This window comes from Xanthomonas sp. BRIP62409, from assembly GCF_003992965.1.
In the GTDB taxonomy this organism is placed as follows: domain Bacteria; phylum Pseudomonadota; class Gammaproteobacteria; order Xanthomonadales; family Xanthomonadaceae; genus Xanthomonas; species Xanthomonas euroxanthea.
On record NZ_QEZJ01000027.1, the window covers coordinates 117,784 to 143,241 of the forward strand.

Below are 25,458 nucleotides of genomic sequence, written 5' to 3' on the forward strand. Positions count from 1 at the left end.
GCGCCGAGGCCCCGCCACGACACCGCGGTTGCGCGATGCGTAGCCGCCTGCAGCGTCTGGGCAATGCGCTGGTGCCCTGGGTGTTGCCGCTCGTTTTGCTGGTGGCCTGGCAGGTCGCGGCCTCCGGCGGCTGGTTGCCGCAGCGCATCCTGCCTGCGCCGGACGCGGTGCTGCGCGCGGCAGTCACCTTGGTGCGCAGTGGCGAGTTGTGGCAACACCTGGCCATCAGCAGCTGGCGGGCGGCCGTGGGCCTGGCCATCGGCGGCAGCATCGGCTTTGCGCTGGGCCTGCTGACCGGCGTGTCGCGGGTGGCCGAGCGCCTGCTCGACAGCAGCCTGCAGATGCTGCGCAACGTGCCGCATCTGGCGCTGATTCCGCTGGTGATCCTGTGGTTCGGCATCGACGAGGGCGCCAAGCTGTTCCTGGTGGCATTGGGCACGTTCTTCCCGATCTACCTCAACACCTACCACGGCATCCGCAGCGTGGACCCGGCCTTGATCGAGATGGCGCGCAATTACGGCTTGCGCGGGCCGCAGCTGTTCGTCGATGTGTTGTTGCCCGGCGCATTGCCGTCGATCCTGGTCGGCTTGCGCTTTGCGTTGGGGCTGATGTGGCTGACGCTGATCGTGGCCGAAACCATTTCCGCCAGTTCCGGTATCGGCTATCTGGCGACCAACGCGCGCGAGTTTCTGCAGACCGACATCGTGGTGGTCGCCATCGTGTTGTATGCACTGCTCGGCAAGCTGGCCGATCTGGCCGCACGCGGACTGGAAGCCTGGTGGCTGGGCTGGCATCCGGCGCAGCAACAGCGTGCGGAGCTGCGCCGATGAGCGCGACCGAGACCGGCCTGCCGCTGCGCTTGCGCGGCATCGGCAAGCGCTACGGCGACAGCGCTGTGTTGCGCGGCATCGACCTGGACGTCGCACCTGGCGCATGTGTGGCGGTGGTCGGGCGCAGCGGCTGCGGCAAGAGCACCTTGCTGCGGGTGATCGCCGGGCTGGAGACGGCCGAGACCGGCACCGTCGACAGCGGCCATGCCGCGCTGGCGGCGCAGCGCGATGCGGTGCGGCTGATGTTCCAAGACGCACGGCTGCTGCCGTGGAAGCGCGTGATCGACAACGTGGCGCTGGGCCTGGGGCGTGCCGGGCGTGCGCAGGCACAGACGGCGCTGGACGCGGTGGGGCTGGGCACGCGTGGCGGCGACTGGCCGGCGACGCTGTCCGGCGGCCAGCGCCAGCGCGTGGCCCTGGCGCGTGCGCTGGTGCATCGGCCGCGGCTGTTGTTGCTGGACGAACCCCTGGGCGCGCTGGATGCGTTGACGCGCATCGAGATGCAGCAGCTGATCGTGCAGTTGTGGCGGCAGCATGGCTTCACCCTGGTGCTGGTGACCCACGACGTGGCCGAGGCCAGTGCGCTGGCCGATCGCATCGTGCTGATCGAACACGGCCAGGTCGGCCTGGATCTGCCGGTGCCGGTCCCGCATCCGCGTGCACCCGGCGCGCCGGCCCTGGCGGCAATCCAGGCACAGGTGCTGGCGCGCCTGCTGCGGACACCGGACGTGGTGGCGCCAGCGGGCGCGGACACTCCTGCTGTGGAGCAGGAGGGTGCCATGCCTGCACCTTTGTCTCTCCGGCGGATCATCTGACGGTTTGCCGGTGGGCCTGGGTCGCTCAGGCCACTGTGCGAGCCCGCAGCGCGCAGCCCATGCCACGGATAGGAGCCGGTCCTGGTGCCCGCATCGGCGCCTGCGCAGCCGCCACACCTTGAAACGCCGCACAGCAGCCGCATCTGCACGGTATTGTCGGCGTTGCCGGCCACCAGTTCAGAGGATTCTCCCCATGCGGATGGACAAGCTCACCTCGCGGTTCCAGCAGGCGCTGGCCGACGCGCAGTCGCTGGCCGTGGGCCGCGACCACAACATCATCGAGCCGGTGCACGTGCTGGCCGCCCTGCTCGACCAGAGCGGCGGCAGCACGCGCCCGCTGCTGTCGCAGGCCGGCGTCAACGTGCCGCTGCTGCGCGAGCGGCTGGGCGAGGCGCTGGACACGCTGCCCAAGGTCTCCGGGCAGGAAGGCAACCTGTCGATCGGCAACGATCTCAACCGCCTGCTCAACCAGACCGACAAGCTGTCCCAGCAACATGGCGATGCGTTCATCGCCAGCGAGTGGTTCGTGCTGGCCGCCGCCGACGATGCCAGCCCGCTGGGCGTGGCCCTGCGCGCGGCCGGCGGCGACAAGAAGAAGATCGAAGCGGCCATCGACAAGCTGCGCGGCGGCGAGACCGTGCAGTCGGAAAACGCCGAGGAACAACGCCAGGCGCTGGAAAAATACACCATCGACCTGACCGCGCGTGCCGAGAGTGGCAAGCTCGATCCGGTGATCGGCCGCGACGAAGAGATCCGCCGCACCATCCAGGTGTTGCAGCGGCGCACCAAGAACAACCCGGTGCTGATCGGCGAACCGGGCGTGGGCAAGACCGCCATTGTCGAGGGCCTGGCCCAGCGCATCATCAACGGCGAAGTGCCCGAAGGCCTGCGCGGAAAGCGCGTGCTGTCGCTGGACATGGGCGCGCTGATCGCCGGCGCCAAGTTCCGCGGCGAGTTCGAAGAACGCCTGAAGGCGGTGCTCAGCGATCTGTCCAAGAACGAGGGCCAGATCATCCTGTTCATCGACGAGCTGCACACCATGGTCGGCGCCGGCAAGGCCGATGGCGCGATGGACGCCGGCAACATGCTCAAGCCGGCGCTGGCGCGTGGCGAGCTGCACTGCATTGGCGCCACCACGCTGGACGAATACCGCAAGTACATCGAGAAGGACGCCGCGCTGGAGCGGCGCTTCCAGAAGGTGTTCGTGGGCGAGCCGACGGTGGAAGACACCATCGCGATCCTGCGCGGGCTGAAGGAGCGCTACGCGGTGCATCACGGCGTGGAAATCACCGACCCGGCGATCGTTGCCGCCGCCACCCTGTCCAACCGCTACATCACCGACCGCCAGCTGCCGGACAAGGCCATCGATTTGATGGACGAGGCAGCCTCGCGTATCCGCATGGAGATCGACTCCAAGCCGGAGGAACTGGATCGCCTGGAGCGCCGCCTGATCCAACTCAAGATCCAGCGCGAGATGCTGAAGAAGGAAAAGGACGACGCCTCGCGTCAGCGCCTGGCCGATCTGGAAACCGACATCGACAAGCTCGAGCGCGAGTTCTACGACCTCAACGAGTTGTGGAAGTCGGAAAAGGCCGCGTTGCAGGGCACCACCAAGGTCAAGGAGCAGATCGAGCACGCCAAGCTGGAACTGGAAGCGGCGCAACGGCGCCAGGACTACGCCAAGATGAGCGAGATCCAGTACGGCGTGCTGCCGCAGCTGGAAAAGCAGATGGCGCTGGCCAACGAGGTCGAACACCACGACTTCAAGCTGGTGCAGGACCGCGTCACCGCCGAGGAAATCGCCGAGGTGGTGTCGCGCTGGACCGGGATCCCGGTCAACAAGATGCTCGAAGGCGAGCGCGACAAACTGCTGCGCATGGAAGAGGAACTGCACCAGCGCGTGGTCGGGCAGAACGAGGCGATCAAGGTCGTCTCCGACGCGGTGCGGCGTTCGCGCGCCGGCCTGTCCGATCCCAATCGCCCGAGCGGCTCGTTCCTGTTCCTCGGCCCGACCGGCGTGGGCAAGACCGAGTTGTGCAAGGCGCTGGCGGACTTCCTGTTCGACAGCACCGAGGCCATGATCCGCATCGACATGAGCGAGTTCATGGAGAAGCATTCGGTGTCGCGCCTGATCGGTGCGCCCCCGGGCTATGTGGGCTACGAGGAAGGCGGCTACCTCACCGAGGCGGTGCGTCGGCGCCCGTATTCGCTGATCCTGCTGGACGAGGTGGAAAAGGCGCATGCCGATGTTTTCAACATCCTGCTGCAGGTGCTCGACGACGGCCGCCTCACCGATGGCCAGGGCCGCACGGTGGACTTCCGCAATACCGTCATCGTGATGACCTCCAACCTGGGCTCGCACCAGATCCAGGAGCTGTCCGGCGACGGCAGCGCCGAGGCCTACACGCAGATGAAGGCGGCGGTGATGGGCGTGGTGCAGGCGCATTTCCGCCCGGAGTTCATCAACCGGCTGGACGACATCGTGGTGTTCCATCCGCTGGACAAGGCGCAGATCAAGTCGATCGCGCGCATCCAGTTGCATGGGCTGGAAAAACGCCTGTCCGAGCGCGGCCTCAAGCTGGACCTGGACGATGCGGCGCTCGAATTGCTGGGCAATGTCGGTTTCGACCCGGTGTATGGCGCCCGCCCGCTCAAGCGCGCGATCCAGTCGCAGGTGGAAAACCCGCTGGCGCAGCAGATCCTGTCGGGGCATTACCTCAGCGGCGACACCGTGCGCGTGCGTGCCGAAGGTGGGCGCCTGGTGTTCACCAAGGGCTGAGAGCCGGCATCGGTTGTGTGCCGCATCGCTGGTTGCGTTTGAAGCAAGCAACGGGCACTGCGCAGGCAGTGCCCGTTTGCGTGATGTGGATGGCACATGCGGCGCATCGTTGTGCTCACAACGTGGTGGCATAAGGTCATCACCGCTGGTTTGCAGACACGCGCGCAAGGCCGGCTATGGTCGGCACTCCTGTCCGAGCGAGCCGCGCCATGACCGATCCGCAGTGGAAGCCCGAAACCATCGCCGTGCACGGCGGCTATCAGCCAGATCCCACCACGCGGGCGGTGGCGGTGCCGATCTACCAGACCGTCGCCTACGCATTCGACGATACCCAGCATGGCGCGGACCTGTTCGACCTCAAGGTGCAGGGCAATATCTACAGCCGCATCATGAATCCGACCAACGCCGTGCTGGAGCAGCGCGTGGCTGCGCTGGAAGGCGGCATCGGCGCGTTGGCGCTGGCGTCGGGGCAGGCCGCGGTGACCTATGCGATCCAGACCATTGCCGAGGCCGGCGACAACATCGTCTCCTCCAGTGCGTTGTATGGCGGCACCTACAATCTGTTCGCGCATACCTTGCCGCAGTTCGGCATCGGCACGCGCTTTGCCGACTATCGCGATCCGCAGGCGTTTGCCGGCTTGATCGATGAACGCACCAAGGCGGTGTTCGTCGAGTCGATCGGCAACCCGCGCGGCAACATCACCGATATCGAGGCGGTGGCGGCAGTGGCGCACGCGCACGGCGTGCCGCTGATCGTGGACAACACCGTAGCCACGCCGTCGCTGCTGCGCCCGATCGAGTTCGGTGCCGACATCGTGGTGCATTCGCTGACCAAGTATCTGGGCGGCCATGGCAACAGCATCGGCGGGGCGATCGTGGACAGCGGGCGCTTTCCGTGGGCGGAGCACAAGCAGCGGTTTCCACGCCTCAACGAGCCGGACGTGAGCTATCACGGCGTGGTGTACACCGAATCGCTGGGCGATGCCGCCTACATCGGCCGTGCGCGCGTGGTGCCGCTGCGCAATACCGGCGCGGCGTTGTCGCCGTTCAATGCGTTCCTGATCCTGCAAGGCATCGAAACGCTGCCGCTACGGATGGAGCGCATCAACGCCAACACGCTGGCAATAGCAACCTATCTGCAGCAGCACGCGCGGGTTGCCTGGGTCAATTACGCCGCGCTGCCGGATCATCCGGAGCATGCGTTGGCGCAGAAGTATCTGGGCGGGCATGGCTCGGGCGTGCTGACCTTCGGCCTGCCCGGCGGTCGTGCGGCAGGCGCGCGTTTTCTGGATGCGCTGCAATTGTTCACGCGGCTGGTGAACATCGGCGATGCGAAGTCGCTGGCCACGCATCCGGCATCGACCACGCACCGTCAGCTGGGCCCGGCCGAGCTGGAACATGCCGGCGTCAGTGAAGACACCGTGCGGCTTTCGATCGGGATCGAGCACGTCGACGATCTGCTGGCCGATCTGGAGCAGGCGCTGCAGGGAACATGAGGTTGTACGCCCGCCTTTAAGCGCAGGAACGCAGAGCCTCGCTCTCTTCGGGGCACCAAGGCACGGGCTGCGTGCCAGCTTCACCTGCGCCTTGGTGCGCCCGCGCTGCTGGCGCGGGCCGGGGCGCGGAGTGGGAGTGGTACGGCGATGCACGATGCCTGTGGGTACTGGCTTCGGTAGGGGCGTCAGCGCGGCCGGGGACCGGCTCCTCGGCTCGGTCAGACATCCTGTCTGACTCGCCGCCGCGGCACATCCGTGTGCCGCTCTCCGCCAATCCCCGGCCGCGCTGACGCCTCGGCACGTCGCTTCCATGCCCTGGAAACCTTGAACAAGCCAGCAACGCGTGATTTGAAGCTCCCGTTACTGTTGGGCACCAATGCACGGGTTGCGCGCCAGCTTCACCTGCGCCTTGGTGCGCTCGCGCTGCCGCCTCGGCACGTTGCTTCCATGCCCTGGGAAATTCCAGCACCCCACCGACGCGTGGCTGGATTTGGGGCGTGCCGACGCGCGGCGCCTGGCCGGTTGCCAGAGCGCGCCGGTGCCCCTGGCCAATCCTGCTACCATGCGCGCCCCTGAGGTGACTGCCGCGGTTGCGGTTGTTTAAACGGGAATCCGGTGCGTAGATCGCCTTGGCGAGCTGCAATGCCGGAGCTGCCCCCGCAACGGTGGGCGAGGTCAGGTGCCGCAACACGCCACTGTGCAGTCGCATGGGAAGGCGCGGCATCGGAGGCGCAGGCCTCCACTCGCGAGCCCGGAGACCGGCCTGAGGGATTGAACCGGCACGCGGTGGGCGTGGCCTTGCTCGTCTGGCGCTGCGCGTTGGACGTCTGGCCCGTTGCTGCCTGCCGCCCCATTGCCCCCGCGCGGGTAGGCGCGGTTCCAGGAGCAGCAGTCGATGTCCGTTTCTTCCGTTTTGCCGCGCCGTGCGTTGCTGGCCGCAGGGCTGTCGCTGTGCGTGGCCCACCTGGCCCACGCCGAGGCTGCCATCGATCTCGACCAGGTCGTGGTCACCGCCTCGCGCACTGCGCAGACCCAGGACCAGACGCTGGCGCCGGTCACGGTGATTGACCGCGCGCAGATCGAGCGTCGCCAAGTCAATTCACTGCAGGACCTGCTGCGTGGCGAGGCCGGCGTGGCGCTGGCCAACAACGGCGGCCCGGGCAAGCCGACCTCGCTGTTCCTGCGCGGCACCGAATCCGACCAGGTGGTGGTGTTGATCGATGGCGTGCGCATCGGCTCGGCCACCTCGGGCGGCGCGGCGTTGCAGGACGTGCCGATCGAGCAGATCGAGCGCATCGAAATCGTGCGTGGCCCGTTCTCCAGCCTGTACGGTTCCGAGGCGCTGGGCGGGGTGATCCAGATCTTTACCCGCCGCCCGCAAGGCCGCTTCGTGCCGACCTTCAGCGCGGCGGCCGGCAGCGACAACGCGCGCCGCTACAGCGCGGGCCTGGCCGGGCGCAGTGAAGGCGATCTGAGCGAAAGCGGTGGCTGGTACTCGGCCAACGCGGTGCATGACGAAACCGATGGCATCAACGCGTATCTGGACACCAGCTCCAGCGACTACGACCCGGATCGCGATGGTTACCGCAACGATTCGTTGAGCGTGCAGGGCGGCTGGCGCTTCAATCGCCAGTGGGATGCCGACGTGCACGGCCTGCGCGCGCAGAGCCGCAATGAATACGACGGCTCGGCTTTCGGCGGCAACCTGTCCAAGGGCGTGCAGCAGGCGGTCGGCGGCCGCCTGCGTTATGCGCCCACCGATGCGCTCAAGCTCACCGCCAGCGTCGGCAGCAGTTCCGACTTCAGCGATGCGTATTACGACGGTGCGTATGTGTCCACCTATGACACCCGCCGCAAGCAGGGCGCGTTGCAGGCCGATATCGCTGCCGGCGCGGGCCTGTTCACGGTCGGCTTCGACTGGCAGCGTGACGCCATCGCCAGCAGCGACAATTACGATGCCGACAGCCGCATCGACCGCGCCGCATTCGCGCAGTGGCAGCAAAGTTTCGGTACGCAGTCGGTGCAGGCCAGCCTGCGCCGCAACGACAACAGCCAGTTCGGCGGCAAGACCACCGGCGGCCTGCTGTGGGGCTGGGATGTTGCCGAGCATCTGCGCCTGACCGCCAGTTACGGCACCGCGTTCAAGGCGCCGACCTTCAACGAGTTGTATTACCCTGATTTCGGCAATCCGTTGCTGGGGCCGGAAACCTCCCGAAGCGCCGAGCTCGGCCTGCGCGGCGGCTACGACTGGGGCACCTGGACGCTGCGCGCGTTCCAGACCCGCATCGACGACCTGATCGCCTACGACGCGGCGCTGGTGGATGCGGCGCATCCGTTCGGGCAGCCGAACAACATCGACCGGGCGCGCATCCGCGGCGTGGAAGCCGGCTACGACACCGAGCTGGCCGGCTGGACCGTACGCAGCGCCTTGACCTGGCTGCAGCCGGAAGCCGATGGCGGCATCAATCAAGGCAACTGGCTGCCGCGGCGTGCGCGGCAGAGCGGGCGCATCGATGCGGACCGCAGCGTCGGGGCATTCGGCGTCGGCGCGAGCCTGTTCGGCTCCGGCAAGCGGTTCGACGATCTGGCCAACACCGAGCGCCTGGCCGGTTACGGCTTGCTGGATCTACGCGTGAGCTATGCAGTGACTGCAGACTGGAAGGTCTCGCTCACCGCCAACAACGTGTTCGACCGCCAGTACGAAACCGCACGCTGGTATGCGCAGCCGGGGCGCAATTATCTGCTGACCCTGCGCTATCAAGCCGCGCAGTAAGCGCGGCTGGTGCACCGGCGATGGCCGCTGAGCGGCCTCGCGCGCCGGGCACCGACGCGGGCCCTGGAAGACACGCAGTGGCAGATTCGGGCGCAGGCGCGAGGCCCTGCTCGCCACCCTGCCGCAACTGCCGTGGCGGCTCATGCCGGTCAGCAACCAGGTGGGGCAGGGCAGCGTGCCGCTGGGCGAACTGACGCGTCGATTTGTCGATCAGGCCGGCCGGCTGCACCAGGCATTGGCGCTACAGTGCGAGCCTGTGGTGCTGGTGGTGGCAGGTTGCCGATGGTTCTGAAGGGAGAGGTGGTGTGACAAGCGATTGGATCCATGGTGCCTGCGCGGTGCCGGACGCGCGCGTGCGCGCGGCTGCGCTGGCGCGGCAGGAACAACTGACCAAGCCGCCCGGCGCGCTGGGCCGGCTGGAACAGCTGGCGGTGCAACTGGCGGCCTGGCAGCGCAACGAACACCCCACCGTGCAGCGGGTCTGGATCGCGGTATATGCCGCCGACCACGGGGTCGCCGCAGAAGGCGTGTCTGCGTTTCCGCAGGCGGTCACCGGCGAGATGGTGCGTAATTTCGCCCGGGGTGGCGCCGCCATCGCGGTGCTGGCGCGCGAACTCGGTGCACGCCTGGAAGTGGTGAACCTGGGCGTGGTCAACGACCCGGGCGAGTTGCCGCGGGTGCGGCGTGCCTGGATCGCGCCAGCCAGCGCCAACATCTGCGAGCAGCCGGCGATGACCTCCACCCAGTTGCGCGATGCACTGGCCGCAGGCGCCGAAAGCGTTGCGCAGGCAAGAAGTTGCGACACGCAGCTGTTTGTCGGTGGCGAAATGGGCATCGGCAACACCACCTCGGCCGCCGCGCTGGGCTGCGCGCTGCTGTCGCAGTTTCCGCAGGCGATGGCCGGTGCCGGTACCGGGCTGGATGCCGAGGGCATCGCCCACAAGGCCACCGTGATCAACCGTGCGCTGGCCCTGCATGCCGATGCCTCCACCGCGCTGGAGCGGCTGCGCCGGTTGGGCGGCTTCGAGATCGCCGCGTTGGTCGGCGCCTACATCGCCGCGGCGCAGGCCGGGATTCCGGTGCTGGTGGATGGCTTCATCAGCACCGCCGCAGCGCTGGTCGCCACCCATCTCAATGGCGGCGTGCGCGAATGGCTGCTGTTCGGGCATCGCTCGCAGGAGCGCGGCCATGCCGCCTTGCTGCGCGCACTCGACGCCGAACCGCTGCTGCAGCTGGATCTACGCCTGGGCGAGGCCAGCGGCGCAGCGGTGGCGATTCCGCTGTTGCGCCATGCCTGCGCCTTGCACAACGGCATGGCCACCTTTGCCGAAGCCGGCGTGTCCGACGTATGAGTGCGTAGATCGGCGTGCTGCGCGACGGCGACACCGGTCAGCGCAGCGGCCGTGGCCAGCTCGACGACCCGCTCGCTGCACCGGGCTGGCAGCAACTGCGCGCGGCCACCGCCGACCGCGCATGGGGCGCGGTGGTCGCCTCGACGCTGCAGCGCTGTGTCTTGTTCGTCATCGAACTGGCCAGCGCGCGCGCTGCCGCTACAGCCGGATCCGCGGTTGCGCAGGTACCCCTTCGGCCACTGGCAGGGCCCGCCGGCGGCCGACATCGATCGCGCCGACGGCGCCGCGCTGGGGCGCATCCAGTCCGTGGCGTTGCAAGCGAGCTGAGCATACGGGGTGTTCCTGGCGGGGCCGCACCGCCTATCGACGGTGACGTGCACCCGGCGCACGCGCCGCAGCCAGGCCGTTTCAACGTGGACGCCTGCGGCGCGTTGTCTGCGCCGGGGCGCGCCACCGCCACTGCGCAAGATCGGGACCGCAGGCGGCGCCGATCTGCGCGATGCTGGGGCCGCCCATCAGGAACCGCCCATGCCAGCAGCCACCTCGGTCGTCTTCAACCGCCAGCGCAGCGTCGAGCGCGTCGTCGCCCATCTGCAGGCCCGCATCCGCGCTGGCGAACCGCTGCCGGACCTGGCCGCACTGGCGGCAGTGGCGCAGCAATCGCCGCATCATTTTCATCGGGTCTATCGCGCACTGGCCGGCGAAACCCTGGGGCAGACCATCGCGCGGCTGCGCCTGAGTCATGCGCTGCATCTGCTGGGCGAGCAGGCGACATCGGTCACCGAGGTGGCGCTGGCGGTGGGCTATCACACCCCGCAGGCGCTGGCGCGCGCGTTTCGCACCGTGCTGCAGGCCAGCCCGAGCAGCTTGCGCAACGCGCCCGCCGTGCGCGCGCAGAAACTGCAGCAGCTGGCCAGGCCCTCGGTGCCGCCGCAGGTGTCCGGCGCGCCCCTGCAGGTGCTGGTGCAGGTGCTCGATCCGCTGGAAGTGGTGGTGTTGCGCCAGCGTGGCGACTTCGACGACCTGGACCGTGGCTTCGGCCGCATCGCGGCCTGGGCCGAGCGGGTCGGTGCGATCGCGCAACTGCAGTCCTTGATCGGCCTGCCGCTGAGCGACCACCGCGACATGCCGGCGCATCGGCACCTGTTCGAATGCGGCATGGTCTTCGACGCCGCCCTGGCACCGCCCGCGCCGCTGCAACTGCGCCGGCTCGACGGCGGCACGCATGCGGTGTTGCGACACATCGGTGCGTATGCCGGTATCGAAGACGCACTGGACCTTCTGCTCGCGCAATGGTTACCACACAGCGGCTACGTCTTGCGCGCCGCGCCGCTGCATTACCTCTACCTTGACGACCCGGAAGCAGTGGCAGAGGCAGCGTTGCGTGCAGATATCCGCGTGCCGGTCCAGCCTTCGACCGACGCCGTTGCCGCCGCCTGAGCCGCCACCGGCAGGAACACCATCTGCGGCGGCGGATGCATCAGGAACTGCTGGTGCGAAATATTCCAGGCATATGCGCCGGCCAGCGGGAAGGCCAGGCAGTCGCCCGGTGCCAGCGCGGCAACGTGCTGGTTGCGCGCCAGCACGTCCTTGGGCGTGCACAGCTGCCCGACCAGGGTGACCGGGGTGTCGCGCAGCACCGGCGCGTGCCTGCCACGCAGCACACGGAACGGGTGATCGTGCCCCTGCGCGGCCGGGGTGCGGAAGTGATGGGTGCCGCCGCGGGCGATCGCAAACCACGCGCCGTGGCTGCGCTTGAGGTCCAGCACGTCCATCAGGTACCAGCCGCAGCTGGCGCTGACATAACGGCCGGGCTCCAGCCGCAGGCGCAGCGCCTGGCCGTGTTCACGCAGCAAGCCAGGCAGGCCGGCGCAGAAGCCGGCCCAGTCGAACGACGATTCCGGCGCCAGATAATCCACTCCGAAGCCGCCGCCTGCATTCACCCGCAACGGGCCGAGCCCATAGCGTTGCCGCCACTGCTGCACGGTGCGCAGGTAGGCGGCGATCAGCTGCAGCTGCGCGCCGGCGTCGCGCTGGTGCGACATCAGGTGGAAATGGAAGCCCTCCAGCCGCAGCGAGGGGCTGGCCCGCAGGCGTTGCATCGCCGCATCCAGAGCGTCCGGGTCCAGGCCGAACGGCGAGGGCTGCCCGCCCATCATCAGGCGCGTGCTCTGCGCACCGGGCACGGCGATGTTCATGCGCAGGAACACCGGCACGCAGCGGCCGGCCTGCGCCGCGATCGCGGCCAGGCGTTCCAGTTCGCCCAGGCTTTCCACATGCACGGTGCAGTTGGGCAGCGAGGCAGCCTGGGCCAGTTCGGCATCGAGCTTGCCCGGGCCGCCGAACAGCAACGCGGCCGTGGGCTGTTGCCGATGCAGCCAGGCCAGTTCGCCGCCGGAGGCCGCCTCGAAGCCATCCACGTGCGGGGCGAGCGTTTGCAGGATCGGTGGCTCTGCATTGGCCTTGGCCGCGTAGAAAAACTCGCACACTTCGGGCAGCTGCGCGCGCATCCATGCCGCATGCGCATCCAGAGCGGCCAGGTCGTAGACGTAGGCGCACAGCGGGCCATCGCTTTGGTTGCGGATGCCCGGCAATGCCTGCATCACTGCGTCACTATCGATGCGCAGGCTCATGCCGCCACCCGCCGTGTCGCCGCGCTGCGTGGAATCGGGTTGGGCAGCGCGGTGTAGTCGGATTGGCGGTCGGCGCGTTGCCACAGCCGCGTGCCCAGGTTGTTCTTGCCGGGCAGCGGTGCGCCCTCGAGCAGGCCCTGTAGTGCGGCCTGCGCGCCATGGCGCTGCTGCCAGCGCGCGGCGAGCTCGCCCACGCACTGCCACAGGCGCGCGTCCAGCACGGCATCGCCTTCGCTCAGGTGGAAGATCGCCTCGGCCAGATTGTTGACCAGCGCGCAGTACGCCACGCGATTCCAGCCCTGTTCCGGCGTGTAGTACAGCGATTGCCGCGCGCGTTCGCCCACGCCCTGCAAGCGCGTGGCGGGCCAGTGGTGCGCGAGCAGCTTGGTGCCTTCCAGGTCGCGGATCCACACCCGCGTCGGCCAGCCGTCGGCAAACCCGATCACGGTGTTCTGCAGATGCGGTTCCAGCGCAATGCCGTGCTGGAACAGCGCGCTCCACACGCCATCCAGCAGCAGGCCGGCATAGGCGCGGAACCACAGCAGCGTGGCGGTGTGGCGATCCAGCTGCGCGCCACCCAATGCCTGCAGTCTGGACGCGCACACGCTGTTGCCCTGCGCATCGCAGGTGAACAAGGCCGCGGCCACCTGCGGTTGCCACCGCGCCCGCTGCGCGGCAGTCAGGGTCTGCCGATACAGGATGCCGAAGCTCTCCGACAGGCCACGCGCCGCCAACGGGTTGGCGTCGTGCAGGGCGGGATCGACCTGGGCGATCTCCAGCGAGGTCGCCGCAGGCTCCAGCATCACATCGAAGCCCGGCACCTGCGCCGCCAACGCACGCCAGCTCGGCGCCAGCAGCTCGGTCAGCGCGACCGCACTTTCCAGCTCGTACCAGGCGTTCTTGCGCACGCAGTTGGTCAGGCGCACATGCACCGAGCACTTGAGGAAATAATCCAGTTCCGGGTGGTACAGCGTGCGCACCGACGAGGTGGGCCGCAGTGCCTCGCCGAGCATGCCGACAGGCTCGATCAGCCCGCGCGCCTGCAGTGTGCGCAGCAGCGGGTCGTCGAGCAATCGCTGCGCTTCCCACGGATGACAGGGATACAGCGCGTCGCTGCCGGAGAGTTGCCGCAGGCTGGCACGCACATCGCGGCCCTGCATGCGCAGCAGCCGTGGGTCGATGCGGAACCAGAACAGCTGGAACGCGGCGCGCGCTTCCGGCGCGCAGGCCAGCACCTGCGCCAGATCGACGCCTTCGCGGCTCTTGGGCGTGGGATGCAAGGCATGCCCCCACAGCATCGATTGTTCGGCGTCGATCATCGCCTCGCCGGTCGGCGCGGTGCGGTGCGCCTGTCTCAATAACGCAGCGGTGACCGCCACGCTGTTGGCGCTTTGCGCGAGCAGTTCCGGATTGACCGCCTGCGTGCTGCCCAGCGCCTGCAGCAGGCAGCGCGCCAGGGCATGCGCGTCCAGGCTCTGCCATGGTTGGCCGGCACCCTTGAGGAACGGCGTGGAGGCAAAGCGGCAGCGGCCCAGGCGATCGGCGTAAGCAATGCGCACGCACAGCACACCGGCATCGCCCAGATCGATCCGCAGCCAGCGCTGCTCGGCCACGCGCGGGCCGGGGCGATCCAGGCCGCGGTAATCGAAGTCCACGACGCGTTGCGGAATCGCGAACTCGCGCAGGTAGCAGTTCAACCAGCAACTGCAGGCCTGCGCGTCGGCCATGCTGTCGTACCAGGGGTCATGCATCGTGTGCGGCGACATCGGTCGATCTCCTCGAAGGGAAGCGCACCAGGACGGTGAGCGCAGCGGCCGCCGCAGCCAGCGCGGCAGCCAGGAAGGGGGTGGCAGGGCCGGCCGCCTGGGTCAGCGCGCCGGCAGCGGCACCGGCAAACACGCCGGCCCATTTGCCGCAGGCGTCGAAGCGGCCGAACAGGCGCCCGGCGCCATGCCCGCTGGCGACCTGCGCCAGGCGGCGGTTGAGCCCGCGCAGACCGAACAACATGCCCAGGCCGAACAACAGCCGCGCCGCTGCCAATGCGACGGCGTCGTGCAACAGCGCCTGCCACAGGCAGGCCACCGCAAACAGCACCAGGCCGGGCACCAGCCAGGCGTCGCCATCGCCGCGCCGCCACCACGGCAGCACCACCAGGTAGACCAGATGCGGCAGGCTGTAGAGCAGGCCGGCCAGCGCATCGTGGCCGGCACCGCGCGTCAGCGCATACGGGATGAAGTAGGGGAAGGTCACCACCATCGCGAAGCAGAACAGGAACTGCGCGACCAGCAACGCAGGCCACAGGGCGCTGGCCGTCGTGGCGGTCCATGCTGACGCCGACAGCGACGCGGCAGCGTCTGCGGAGGGTGTTGACCGCGCAGGGGACGCTGCCGGCCGCGCCGCAGGCCGGTCGGCCGGCAGGCGCCAGGTCAGCGCGAACGCCAGCAGCGGCAGCAGCGCAAGCGCGCGATACAGCGACTGCGCCGGGCCAAGCGCCACTGCCAGGCCCAGCAACGCCGGCGCGCTGACCATCGCCAGGCGTGCCGAGTACTGCGTCCAGTCGAGCGCGCGCGCCAGCGGGCCGGCCTGCGGCTGGCTGGCCAGGTACGCATTGGCCGCCGCCAGCGAGCCGCCGCAGGTGCCTTGCACGATCAGGCCGATCACCAGCCAGCTCAGCGACGGCGCAAAGCCGGCGATCGCAAAGCCCAGCGCCAGGCCCAGCTGCGCACGCAGCAACGAACGCTTGCGTCCATAGCGGTCGGCCAGGCGCCCCCAGGTGCCGGCCGTCAACGCGGTGCACAGCGTCGGCAATACGTACAGCACGCCGCTCCAGCCAACCGCCGCCGAAGGCGCCAGTTCGGCCAGCACCTGCGGCAGAAACAACGGCATGCCCAGTGCGGTGAAGGCGGCCAGGTAGTGCGCCGCCAGCACCGGGCCCAGGATGCGCTTCATCGCGGGGCACCCGCCTGTTGGCGCGGTATCTGCTGTGCGCCGGCGAAGGCGGCGCCGAAGGGATTGGGCGCGCTATCGCCGTAGAACTTGTTGATGTCGCTCGCACCGGTGAGCTGTTTGCTGAGCAGGCTGCCGGCACTGAGCAGGTACTTCACCGGCAGCCGCGGTGCGGCCAGCAGGCGGCGTGCGGGGCCGGTGTCGATGCCGTCGCGGTCCAGCTGCGCCAGCGTCGCTGCAAACTGCGTCTGCAACTGCGCGTACAGCGGCGCGCGCAGCGCGGGCTGCCACTCGGCCAGGCCTTCCAGCACCGCCTGCAGGTCCAGCTGCAGCACGATGGTGCAGAACATCTGCGCCAGGGCGTGCGGGTCGTCCACCGCGATGCGCGCATCGTGCAGCGGACCCAACGCGTCCAGATCCGGCAGCTGTGCGCGCAGTTGCGGCAGTGCGATGCGCGCGGCGTCGTTGTCCTTCATCAGCAGCCGCGTCGCCTGGCCATCGGCATACACCAGCACGCTGTTCTGCTGATTGGCTTCCAGCGCGATGCCGTAGCGCAGCCACAGGCGCAGATGCACCGCCAGCATCAGCTCGGTGTACTCGCGCCACCAGCCGAGCACATCGCCGTGCGCAAAGCGCTCGGCCAGATGGATCGCCATCGGCCGGCCGTCCGGCAGCAGCGCGCACAGTGCGGCCACAGGTACCAACGTGGCGTCGTCCAGCGGTGGGTAGCGCCGCAGCAGATAGGCCAGGTGGCGCGCCTGTCCCACGTGCCCGCCGAGCGATTCGTCCACGAACACGCAGCGGCCGCGCAACGCCGGATCCCGCGCATCGATGCGGCGCAGTGCGCGCTCCAGCCAGTGACCGTCGTACAGCGTGGAGGGCTTGATCAGGCGCAGGTTGAGCGCGCCCAGCGTGCGCATCGGGATCGGCAGCTTGAGATGCAACTGCGGATGCTGCAACGGCACCAGCGTGCGCACCGACAGGCTGGGGCGCACCTGTAGCCGGGCCTGCGGCGCGCGCAGGCTGCCCGCCGGCAACGCAAACCCATCCTGCTCCAGCCGCGCCCACACCAGCGGATGCACCGGCCAGGCAACGTGCGTGTCGGCCAGTTCGGGCGGCAGGCCCAGCGTGGCGAAGTCCGGCCACAGCTCGGCCGGCGCGGCGCCGGTGCAGCTGACCTGCGCCCGCGGAATCGCCAGCCAGCGCAACGCGAAGCTGGGCGCGAACTCGGGCGCGTAATCGCGCAGTTCCGAGGCCTCCAGCCCGGCCTTGGCGCGTGCGGTCGGATAGAACGGATGGTCGCGGTAGCTGGCCAGTTGATCGCAGCGATACGCACGCTCGGCTGCATCCGGATGCTGCAATGCGTTGAGCAACGCAGGTGCCTGGGCATCGAAGGCCTGGCGCGCCAGGCCCAGGTGGGCGGCGGCGCACTCGGCTTCTTCGGCATAGGCGCGATGCAGCTGTTGCGTCTCCACGTCCAGTTGCGCGCTGATGCGCTGCAGCCAGGCCTGCACACCGCGTTCGACATGCGCGCCATCGGCGCCCTGCACGATCCAGCTGTCGCCGCAGGCACCGATGTCCTGCAGATAGCCCTGCCGATGGATCGGCAACCACAGCGTGCCAGCGGGCAGGTGTGCGATGCGCCACCAGCCCTCCACCGGGCTGGGGTCGGTCCATGCCGCCAGCACGCTTGCCTCGGGTGTGGCGGCGCTGCCGCGCGAGGCGATCCCGCGCAGGTCCTCGCGCAGGCAGGCATCGATGATGCGGGTGGCGATGTAGCGCTGGTCGGCGGCGCTGCTCATGCGCGCAGCTCCGCGCCATCGATCCGCCATTGCAGTTCCGCTTCGGCATGCACCACCGCCTGTTGCAGCGCCTGTGCATCGCTGGCCACGGCGCTCAGCACACCCAGGTAATCCTTGTTGGAATGGCTCAGGCGGATGCGCTCGCCGGGCGCACGCATGCGCCGGTAGTGCACGTCGCTGTGCGCATCGTGGTGGCGACGGTCTTCGCTGGCGGCCACCAGCTCGCCGTCCTGCTCGGCCACGTAGTAACGCAGCAAGGCATGGGCGCGATCGCAGCGCAGCTGCGGCAGCGGCAGGCCCAGATGCGGTGCCAGCGCGGCGGTGAACCACTGCCTGCCGAACATGTCGTCGAGCAGGAACTCGCGGCGGTCGCCGATGCTGCGGTAGTTGATCTCCACCAGCACCGGGCCGTCATTGGTGAGGATGAATTCGCTATGGCACAACCCGAAGCCGACACCGAAGCTGCGCAGCTGTTGCAGCGCCTGCGCAATCACCGGCGTGTCCACGCGGGCATCCCACTGCGCCTCGCATTCCACGAAATGCGGCGGTGGCGACAGCCGCACCTGGAAGCCGCCCAGCGCCTGCAGGGTGTGGCCGTCGCCCAGCGTTTCCAGCGTGAACAGCGCCCCTTCCAGCATGCCTTCCAGCAGCACGGTGCGCTGCGGATGGCGCTGCCACACATCGTCCAGATAGGCCTGCAACTGCGCGGCGTCTGCGCAGTGGCGCACATCCACACTGGCCACGCCCTCGCGCGGCTTGGCCACCACCGGCCACGGAATGCCGGCCGGCAACGCCGCACCCGGCGTCAGCGTGCAGAACCACGGTGATGGCAGTCCATGCGCGCGCAGGCGCTGACGCATCGCCGCCTTGTTCTTGGCCGCGTAACAGACCTGCCAGTCCTTGCCGGGCAGGCCAAGACCCGCTGCGACCAGCGCCGTGCTGGTCTGCAGATGATCGCTGTTGCTGAACACTGCGCGCGGTGACACATCGGCGTCGTGCAACGCATCCAGCACGCCGAGCGGGTTGAACACATCGCATTCGATCACCCGCTGCGGCGCATGCGCGGGGTGCTCGCGGAAATGGCTCAGGTGATCGAGTCGGTGATCGGTCAGCAGCCACACCGGCAGGCCGAGCGCATGCGCGGCCGGCAGGAAGCCTTCGGTGATGGCCGGATGGCAGACATGGGTGAGGATCACCAACGGTGCAGCGGATGTCGCAGTCATGGCAGCTCTCGTTCAACAGGACGGTGGAAAAACCGGTACTGAAACGGGCTGCCTGGCGCCGCGATGGCGGTGGGTGGCCTGCGATACGGTGATCGCATGCCGCATGCTGCGGCAGGGAGACGTGCGTCATGCACGCGGTGTTGTCTGCGGCGCGCGCCAGCGCGAGCGCCGTTGCCGTCAGCCGACCGACGCCCCTGTACGTCGGTCGCGACGGCATGTGCCGGGTCGAAGGCCTAAAACGTGTACTCCAGCCCGGCGGTGACGGTGCGCGACGGTGCGGCCTGGCGGCCCCACGGGCTGGTATCCACGCCGCGGAACCAGTACTGCCGATCGAACAGGTTGTTGATCGCCAGCGACGCGCTGAATTTCTGTCCATCGCGTTCGAACAGGGTATGGCTCACCTGCGTGTTCCAGACCCAGTACGACGGCAGCTCGCCGACCGAGGCGATGGCGTTCTCCTGCACGGTGTTGGCGGCATCGCTGTAGGCCTTGCTGAAGTAGTAGCTCGACAGTGCGACAGTGGTGTGACCGAGCGTGTAGTTGCCGCCGAGGGTGATCTGGTTTCGCGAGGTGTAGGGCACGCGCAGCCCGCGGAACGCGCCCGATTCCTGGCTGGCATCCAGATACGCATAACCGGCGTTGAGGGTGAGCGCACGCAGGTTTTGCGGGCTCCATTGCAGTTCCAGCTCGCCGCCCTGATGGCGGGTCTTGCCGAGGTTGCGGAACACGCGCGTGGTGTTGTCCAGCTGGATCTGCTGGTCGAAGTCGATCAGATACGCACCGAGCTGGATGCGGGTGCGGTCGTTGGGCTGGTAGCGCGTGCCGGCTTCGTAATTCCACGCCAGTTCGGCATCCAGGTTGTTGCCGAAGATGATCTGGGTGACCTGCGGCGCGCGCAGCGAACGTTGCCCGTCCGCATAGAAGAACCACTGCGCGTTGGCCTGGAAACCCAGCGTCAACCCCGGCAATACATCGCGGGTCTGGTTGCGCGTGCGCAGGCCGGTGGCGCGATTGAAGTAGCGCGAATCCAGCCGCTCATAGCGCAGGCCCGGGGTGATGGTCAGGCGTTCGTCGGGCAGGGTGACTGCGTTGCTGACGTAGGCGGCCAGGGCGCGGTCTTCGAACTGCCAATCACGCACGCTGGTGAACAGGCCATCGCGCAGGCGCAGATTGCCGACCAAAAAATCGATGTCCTCGTGCACCGCACGCACGCCGGCAGTCCACTGCTGGCGCACGCCACCGGCCTCGCCCATGGTCCAGCTCAGGCGCGGCTCGCTGCCGGCCACGCGGAAGTCGCGCGGTGCGGTCTGGCGCAGTTGCGGCGGCAGGTCCGAACGCCAGGTCTCGGTGGCGGCCTGGCGCATGCCGACAATGAAGTTGCGGCTGCTGCGCGCGCTGAAGTTGGTCCAGGACAACCGCACATCCTGCAGCGGCCCCCAGTCTCCAAGCAGTTGCTCATAGCTCAGCGACGCACGCGTGGTACGCCCGTTGAAGCTGTCCAATGGGCGCGTGGACTGGCGCGGATCGCGCCGGTAATCGTCCGGGCTGAGTGCGCCGGCCAGGTCCATGTCCACCAGATAGCGCTGCACGCTGGCCTTGAGCAACTTGGTGTCGTCCAGCCACCACTCCGCACGCACGCGCAGATTGCTGATGTCGGTATCGCTGTGTGCGCGCCAGTACTCGCCGTAGGTGCGATTGGCATCGACCTGCAGGCCGAAATTGTCGCTGAGGTAACCGCCGCTGCTGAGCGCGCTGTCCTGCAGGAACTGGCCCTGGCCGCCGGCGGTGACCTTGTGCGCCAGCGTGGTGCTCCACTGGCTGGGGATCTCCTTGCTGACCAGGTTGATCACCCCGCCCACGTTGTTCGGCCCGTACTGCACGGCCGCGCCACCGCGCACGATATCGATGCGGTCGATCTGATTCAGCCCCACCGGGAACAACGACAGGCTGGTCTGCCCGTACGGCGCCAGTGCCAGCGGAATGCCGTCTTCCAGCACCTGCACACGCCCGCTGCGGCTCTCGTACAGGCCGCGCAGCATCAGCTGCGGCAACGCGCCGGTGCCGGTCTCGTCGAAGATCTTGATGCCCGGCACGCGCTGCAGTGCATCGTCCAGCGAGCGGTTGCCGCCATTGCGCAGTTGCTCGCGGTCGATCACCTGCCGGCTGCCGGCATAGCGCTGCACGTCGTCGGGCCTGGAGCGCCCGAGCAGGCTGCCTTGCACCTGGATCGTGTCCAGTGCGCGGATCGGCGGTTGCGCATCGGTGGCCGCCGCATCCGGCGACTCGACGGCAACTGCCAGCTGCGGCGGGGGCAACGTGGCCGCAGCGATGGCGATGGTCAGTGCGTGGAAACGGAACGTCGACATCTACGGCGTGCTCCTGCGGGCGGGTGGTGGAGTAGGGGCGGCGAAGGTGGCCAGGTGAGCGCGCAGGGCGCGTTGAACCAGCGCGCGGTCTTCGCCGGCAAGCAGCCAGCGCAGGTCCGGTTGTTGCAGCCAGTGCGCGCGCTGCGCATCGGTGCGCGGATTGGGGCAGAACGGCACGTCGGCCGCAACGCAGTGCGCATGCAGTTGCAGCAGCAGCTCCCACACCCGTGGATGGGTCGGCTGCGGGCCCAGGCCCAGATCCAGCGCAAGATCCAGTGCGCCCTCCATCACCACTGCCACACCGGGCACGGCCAGCATCTCCGGTAGCGCCGCAATGCCGGCGGCACTTTCGATCATCGGCACGATGCGGATGCCGTCATTGGCCTGCGCGATGTAGGTGGGCAGGTCGACAGTGCCGAAGCCGGTGACGCGCCCGCCGGTGATGCCGCGCCGGCCCAGCGGCGGAAACCGCGCCGCGGCGATGGCAGCGCCCAGTTGCGCGGCCGATTCGGCGCGCGGAATCACGATCCCGCGTGCGCCGGCATCCAGCACCCGGCCGATCAGTTTTTCGTCCACTTCCGGCACCCGCACCCAGGCTTCGCAGCCGGACAGCTCGCAGGCGCGGATGGCGTGTTCCAGGTCGTCCGGCGCGCGCAGCACGTGCTCCAGATCGAGCACCACAAAGCCGTAGCCGATGCGGCCCAGCAGCTCGCACAACTGCACGCTCGGCACTGCGTTGAGAACGCCAACCGCAAACTTCATGGATGAGGCCGCCAATGGAACGGGCGCTCATCCTGCTCCGGATGGGAATGATTATCAAGTGGATTTGAGGGGCAGTTTTCGGTGCCCTGGTCGCAGTTTGATCAATGCAGGGGTGCGAGCCGTTCCGCACTGAAGCACCTGCGCGCCACAAGAAAAGACCCGCAGGCGCTGCCGGCGGGTCTTCGTTTTCGTGCGGCGCTGCGTGGTCCCGCGCGCGATTACGAGGCCGGCACCCGCAACGCCCGATACGGCGGGGTGGACATCACCATCTCGGCCAGCGAATAGGCCAGTTCGCGTTCGGCCAGCACGGCGCCGTCGGCGCCATGTTCGAGCAGGTGCTTGACCTCGGTATCGCTGTGCGCGCGTGCCAGCAGCGTCAGCGACGGGTTGATCGCGCGCAGTTTGGCCAGCGCCTCGCCGGCTTCCAGCGGCTGCGGAATCGCCAGAATCGCGATCTTGGCATGCTCCGGGCGGGCTTCGGCCAGCACGCGGTCGGCCGCCGCGCTGCCGCGGATGCCGGGAATGCCGGCCGCATGCGCCTTGGCCACGTGATCGCCGTTGTCGTCGATCACCAGCACCGGCACGCCGCGGCTGCGCAGCAACTGCGCCAGCGCACTGCCCACGCGCCCATAGCCGATGACGATCGCATGGCCGTCCAGCGGCAGCGGCGGGCCGGGCGGCAGCTCCGGCTCCACCTTGGCCGGGGCGTCCTGCGCCTGCCTGGCCTGCCAGCGGTCCAGCCACGAGAACAGGAACGGGTTGGCGATGATCGACAGCAGCGCACCAGCCAGGATCAGGTCGCGCCCGGTTTCCGGCAGGATGGCCAGCTGCACGCCCAGCCCGGCCAGGATGAAGGAGAACTCGCCGATCTGCGCCAGGCTGGTGGAAATGGTCAGCGCCGTCCCGGTGGGATGGCCGAACGCACGCACGATCACGAACGCGGCCAGCGACTTGCCCAGGGTCACGGTCAGGAACGTGGCCAGCACCTGCCACGGATGCTCGACCAGGATCATCGGGTCGAACAGCATGCCCACCGAGACGAAGAACAACACCGCGAATGCATCGCGCAACGGCAGCGAATCGCTGGCGGCCTTGTGGCTGAGCTCGGATTCCTTCAACAACATGCCGGCGAAGAACGCGCCCAGCGCGAACGACACCCCGAACAGCGTGGCCGACAGGAACGCCACGCCCAACGCGATGCCGAGCACGGCCAGGGTGAACAGCTCGCGCGAGCCGGTGGCGGCGACCTTTTCCAGCGACCACGGAATCACCCGGCGGCCGACCACCAGCATCACCGCCACGAACGCCACCATCTTGAACAGCGTCAGGCCGAGCGCGGCCAGCAGCGAGGTGGATTCGCCGTCATGCGCCGCTGCCGGCGCGCCGCCGCCCAGCACCTCGGCCAGGGCCGGCAACATCACCAGCGCGATCACCATCACCAGGTCTTCGACGATCAGCCAGCCCACCGCGATGCGGCCGCGCTGGGTTTCCAGCAGGCGGCGTTCTTCCAGTGCGCGCAGCAGCACCACGGTACTGGCCACCGACAGCGCCAGGCCGAACACCAGGCCATGCATCAACGGCCAGCCCATGCTCCAGGCCAGCGCCCAGCCGAGCAGCGTGGCCACCACGATCTGCGCCAACGCGCCCGGAATCGCGATCCATTTCACTTCCATCAGGTCGTCGAGCGAGAAGTGCAGGCCCACACCGAACATCAGCAGCATCACACCCAGCTCGGACAGTTGGTTGGCCATCGTCTGGTCGGCCACGAAGCCGGGCGTGAACGGCCCGACGCAGACACCGGCCAGCAGATAGCCGACCAGCGGCGAGAGTTTCACCTTCTGTGCAAGCGTGCCCAGCACGAAAGCGACCGCGAGGCCAACGGCGATGATGTCGATGAGGCTGGTGTCGTGATGCATTCCAATCCGTTGTGAGAGTGTCCGAGAGAGCGTCGCGGGCGCGACCAGCCAACGGCACTGCGCCGGGCATCGCCTGCGGGCATTGCGTGGTCATGGCTGGAGTCCGGCGCGGGGGAACAGGACCGCGTTGCTGGTCCGGTTGGCCGGACGCCCATAGTACACAGCGCTTGATTAACGTGATGCGACACGCAGCGCATGCACGCACGCGGACGCATGCATCGGACCTCCGCGCGCTGGCGCAGGCTGCGATGCACGGCGCATGCCCGGCACGCCGATTCAACATAGACGACACCGCTTCGCCCCTGCGCAAGGCCGCTGCGCGGTGGCGGCCGACAATCGGAGCCCCCAGTGGAGTGCCTGCGTTGTCCGGCAGGCCCACGCCCTCATCGCCCCTGTCGCGGGCGATGCCCTACGAGCCAGGCCATGCATCTCAGCGATTTCGCAACACCCCACTTCCGGCACGATCCCTATCCGACCTACGCACGGCTGCGTGACGAAGGGCCGCTGGTGCAGGTGGCGGACGGGCGGCTGATGTCCGGCCGCTACGCGGTGGTGGATCGGCTGCTCGGCGATCGCCGGCTCGGCCGCGATTACCTGCAAAGCATTCGGTTGCGTTACGGCGAGGCGGCGGTGCACCTGCCGCTGTTTCAGGGCATGAGCCGCATGTTCCTGCTGCTCAACCCGCCGCTGCACACCCAGTTGCGTGGATTGATGACACAGGCCTTCGGTGCGCGGCAGATGGAGTCCATGCGCCAGGTGGCCGGCGATACCGCCGCCGGGTTGATCGACGCTTTCCAGGCAAACGGCCACTGCGATCTGCTGACCGAGTTCGCGTTCCCGCTGCCGATCGCCATCATCTGCCGGATGCTGGACATCGATGCGGCCGATGCCACCGCGCTGAGTCATGCGACCAGTGCCCTGGCAAAGGTCTTCGATCCGATGATGACGGCCGAAGAACTGCAGGCGACCAGTGTTGCCTATGACCAGCTGGCTGCGTATTTCCACGACGTGATCGCGCAACGTCGCAGCGATGGCGGCGAGGATCTGATCACGCGCTTCATCCAGGCCGAGGACAACGGCCGCCGCCTGAGCGATGAGGAGATCGTCTCCAATGTGATCCTGCTGTTCTTTGCCGGCCACGAAACCACCTCCAACATGATCTGCAATGCGCTGGTCGCCCTGCATCGGCATCCGCAGCAATTGCGCCTGCTGCAGGACACCCCGAGCCTGCTGCCCAATGCGGTGCTCGAGTGCATGCGCTACGACAGCTCGGTGCAGATCGCCACGCGCACGGCCTTGCAGGAGTTCGAGATCGAGGGCGTGGCGGTTCCGCAGGGCGCCATGCTGTACCTGATGCTGGGCGCGGCCAATCACGACAGCCTGCAGTTCACCGACCCGCAGGTGCTGGATATCCGCCGCCAGCAGGGCCGCGCGCTGTCCTTCGGCGGCGGCATCCACCACTGCCTGGGCAACCGGCTGGCCCTGATCGAGATGGAAGCCGCGCTGGCCTGCCTGCTGGCGCGTCTGCCGGCGCTGCGGCTGGAGCAGCTCGATACGCTGAGCTGGAACGATCGCGCCAACCTGCGTGGTGTCGACGCGCTGCTCGCCTCCTGGTGAGGTCGTCGGGCAATAGCAGCCAACAAACCCTCCTGGACGCTGCACGGATGGAGGCAACGCGTGGACCACGCCCGCCGACGCACTGTGGCCATCAATACGGCGTTCAACGGGATACACACCATTGTGGTAGACGGCAAACAGCCGCTGC

At 68.3% G+C, this 25,458-nt stretch carries 16 protein-coding genes, 2 pseudogenes and 1 riboswitch; of the genes and pseudogenes, 10 read left to right on the top strand and 8 right to left on the bottom strand.

All coding sequences use genetic code 11. The features are described 5' to 3' along the window. The first annotated feature begins 35 nt into the window (after nt 1-35). The 9 genes and pseudogenes from ssuC (at nt 36) to EO170_RS17045 (ending at nt 11,485) form a co-directional block, all read left to right on the top strand. Entirely contained in the window at nt 36-830 is a 795-nt protein-coding gene (gene ssuC / locus EO170_RS17000; protein ID WP_126946752.1) for an aliphatic sulfonate ABC transporter permease SsuC, read from the top strand. Next, the gene (locus tag EO170_RS17005) at nt 827-1,645 is read left to right on the top strand and encodes an ATP-binding cassette domain-containing protein (protein ID WP_126946755.1); all 819 of its coding nucleotides are present in this window, start codon (nt 827-829) and stop codon (nt 1,643-1,645) included. Before ssuC ends, EO170_RS17005 begins: the two co-directional genes overlap by 4 nt. A gap of 193 nt (nt 1,646-1,838) precedes the next feature. Next, entirely contained in the window at nt 1,839-4,424 is a 2,586-nt protein-coding gene (gene clpB, locus EO170_RS17010; RefSeq protein ID WP_126946758.1) for an ATP-dependent chaperone ClpB, read from the top strand. 209 nt (nt 4,425-4,633) lie between these two features. Beyond that, nucleotides 4,634-5,920 carry an aminotransferase class I/II-fold pyridoxal phosphate-dependent enzyme gene (locus tag EO170_RS17015; protein WP_126946761.1) on the top strand — a complete coding sequence of 429 codons (1,287 nt, stop codon included), beginning with the start codon at nt 4,634-4,636 and terminating at the stop codon, nt 5,918-5,920. A gap of 558 nt (nt 5,921-6,478) precedes the next feature. Continuing rightward, nucleotides 6,479-6,702, top strand: a riboswitch (cobalamin riboswitch). Nucleotides 6,703-6,815: 113 nt separating this feature from the next. Beyond that, on the top strand, nt 6,816-8,693 hold the full coding sequence (gene btuB, locus EO170_RS17025) for a TonB-dependent vitamin B12 receptor (protein WP_126946764.1): 1,878 nt from the start codon (nt 6,816-6,818) through the stop codon (nt 8,691-8,693). A gap of 97 nt (nt 8,694-8,790) precedes the next feature. After that, nucleotides 8,791-9,002: pseudogene (locus EO170_RS17030) on the top strand (bifunctional adenosylcobinamide kinase/adenosylcobinamide-phosphate guanylyltransferase); the annotation flags it as partial. After that, nucleotides 8,999-10,045, top strand: a complete 1,047-nt coding sequence (cobT, locus tag EO170_RS17035; protein ID WP_126946767.1) for a nicotinate-nucleotide--dimethylbenzimidazole phosphoribosyltransferase — start codon at nt 8,999-9,001, stop codon at nt 10,043-10,045. The pseudogene EO170_RS17030 and the gene cobT, both read left to right, overlap by 4 nt. Before the next feature lie 8 nt (nt 10,046-10,053). Further along, a pseudogene (locus EO170_RS17040) lies at nt 10,054-10,342 on the top strand (histidine phosphatase family protein); the annotation flags it as partial. Between the two features lie 231 nt (nt 10,343-10,573). Continuing rightward, the gene (locus tag EO170_RS17045; RefSeq protein ID WP_241239464.1) at nt 10,574-11,485 is read left to right on the top strand and encodes a GyrI-like domain-containing protein; all 912 of its coding nucleotides are present in this window, start codon (nt 10,574-10,576) and stop codon (nt 11,483-11,485) included. On the opposite strand, the gene EO170_RS17050 is transcribed toward EO170_RS17045, so the two are convergent. The 8 genes from EO170_RS17050 to ybaL all read right to left on the bottom strand — a co-directional run bounded on the left by EO170_RS17050 (nt 11,389) and on the right by ybaL (nt 23,693). After that, a complete protein-coding gene (locus EO170_RS17050) occupies nt 11,389-12,678 on the bottom strand; it encodes a type III PLP-dependent enzyme (RefSeq protein WP_126946770.1) in 1,290 nt (429 codons plus the stop codon). The genes EO170_RS17045 and EO170_RS17050 overlap by 97 nt on opposite strands. Beyond that, the gene (locus tag EO170_RS17055) at nt 12,675-14,444 is read right to left on the bottom strand and encodes an IucA/IucC family protein (RefSeq protein ID WP_126946773.1); all 1,770 of its coding nucleotides are present in this window, start codon (nt 14,442-14,444) and stop codon (nt 12,675-12,677) included. Before EO170_RS17055 ends, EO170_RS17050 begins: the two co-directional genes overlap by 4 nt. Further along, nucleotides 14,422-15,627, bottom strand: a complete 1,206-nt coding sequence (locus EO170_RS17060) for an MFS transporter (protein ID WP_126946776.1) — start codon at nt 15,625-15,627, stop codon at nt 14,422-14,424. The genes EO170_RS17055 and EO170_RS17060 overlap by 23 nt, the downstream gene beginning before the upstream one ends. Beyond that, nucleotides 15,624-17,426, bottom strand: a complete 1,803-nt coding sequence (locus tag EO170_RS17065) for an IucA/IucC family protein (RefSeq protein ID WP_126946779.1) — start codon at nt 17,424-17,426, stop codon at nt 15,624-15,626. The genes EO170_RS17060 and EO170_RS17065 overlap by 4 nt, the downstream gene beginning before the upstream one ends. Further along, entirely contained in the window at nt 17,423-18,649 is a 1,227-nt protein-coding gene (locus EO170_RS17070; RefSeq protein ID WP_126946782.1) for an ATP-grasp domain-containing protein, read from the bottom strand. Before EO170_RS17070 ends, EO170_RS17065 begins: the two co-directional genes overlap by 4 nt. 233 nt (nt 18,650-18,882) lie before the next feature. After that, nucleotides 18,883-21,015, bottom strand: coding sequence for a TonB-dependent siderophore receptor (locus tag EO170_RS17075; protein ID WP_126946787.1), 2,133 nt, complete (start codon nt 21,013-21,015; stop codon nt 18,883-18,885). Beyond that, nucleotides 21,016-21,777 carry an aldolase/citrate lyase family protein gene (locus EO170_RS17080; protein WP_126946790.1) on the bottom strand — a complete coding sequence of 254 codons (762 nt, stop codon included), beginning with the start codon at nt 21,775-21,777 and terminating at the stop codon, nt 21,016-21,018. Nucleotides 21,778-21,995: 218 nt separating this feature from the next. Beyond that, nucleotides 21,996-23,693 (bottom strand): YbaL family putative K(+) efflux transporter, encoded by a 1,698-nt coding sequence (gene ybaL / locus EO170_RS17085; RefSeq protein ID WP_104650239.1) that lies wholly within the window; start codon nt 23,691-23,693, stop codon nt 21,996-21,998. A gap of 423 nt (nt 23,694-24,116) precedes the next feature. Here ybaL and EO170_RS17095 point away from each other — a divergent pair, with 423 nt between their 5' ends. Further along, on the top strand, nt 24,117-25,310 hold the full coding sequence (locus EO170_RS17095; protein WP_126946792.1) for a cytochrome P450: 1,194 nt from the start codon (nt 24,117-24,119) through the stop codon (nt 25,308-25,310). Nucleotides 25,311-25,458 lie beyond the last annotated feature (148 nt).

Bases quoted from the DNA above. Each gene is read 5' to 3' on its own strand.
- EO170_RS17005 (WP_126946755.1), top strand. From the start codon at position 827: ATGAGCGCGACCGAGACCGGCCTGCCGCTGCGCTTGCGCGGCATCGGC.
- EO170_RS17015 (WP_126946761.1), top strand. From the start codon at position 4,634: ATGACCGATCCGCAGTGGAAGCCCGAAACCATCGCCGTGCACGGCGGC.
- EO170_RS17065 (WP_126946779.1), bottom strand. From the start codon at position 17,426: ATGAGCAGCGCCGCCGACCAGCGCTACATCGCCACCCGCATCATCGAT.
- clpB (WP_126946758.1), top strand. From the start codon at position 1,839: ATGCGGATGGACAAGCTCACCTCGCGGTTCCAGCAGGCGCTGGCCGAC.
- EO170_RS17095 (WP_126946792.1), top strand. From the start codon at position 24,117: ATGCATCTCAGCGATTTCGCAACACCCCACTTCCGGCACGATCCCTAT.
- EO170_RS17060 (WP_126946776.1), bottom strand. From the start codon at position 15,627: ATGAAGCGCATCCTGGGCCCGGTGCTGGCGGCGCACTACCTGGCCGCC.
- EO170_RS17080 (WP_126946790.1), bottom strand. From the start codon at position 21,777: ATGAAGTTTGCGGTTGGCGTTCTCAACGCAGTGCCGAGCGTGCAGTTG.
- btuB (WP_126946764.1), top strand. From the start codon at position 6,816: ATGTCCGTTTCTTCCGTTTTGCCGCGCCGTGCGTTGCTGGCCGCAGGG.
- ybaL (WP_104650239.1), bottom strand. From the start codon at position 23,693: ATGCATCACGACACCAGCCTCATCGACATCATCGCCGTTGGCCTCGCG.
- EO170_RS17070 (WP_126946782.1), bottom strand. From the start codon at position 18,649: ATGACTGCGACATCCGCTGCACCGTTGGTGATCCTCACCCATGTCTGC.
- EO170_RS17055 (WP_126946773.1), bottom strand. From the start codon at position 14,444: ATGTCGCCGCACACGATGCATGACCCCTGGTACGACAGCATGGCCGAC.
- ssuC (WP_126946752.1), top strand. From the start codon at position 36: ATGCGTAGCCGCCTGCAGCGTCTGGGCAATGCGCTGGTGCCCTGGGTG.
- EO170_RS17050 (WP_126946770.1), bottom strand. From the start codon at position 12,678: ATGAGCCTGCGCATCGATAGTGACGCAGTGATGCAGGCATTGCCGGGC.
- EO170_RS17045 (WP_241239464.1), top strand. From the start codon at position 10,574: ATGCCAGCAGCCACCTCGGTCGTCTTCAACCGCCAGCGCAGCGTCGAG.
- EO170_RS17075 (WP_126946787.1), bottom strand. From the start codon at position 21,015: ATGTCGACGTTCCGTTTCCACGCACTGACCATCGCCATCGCTGCGGCC.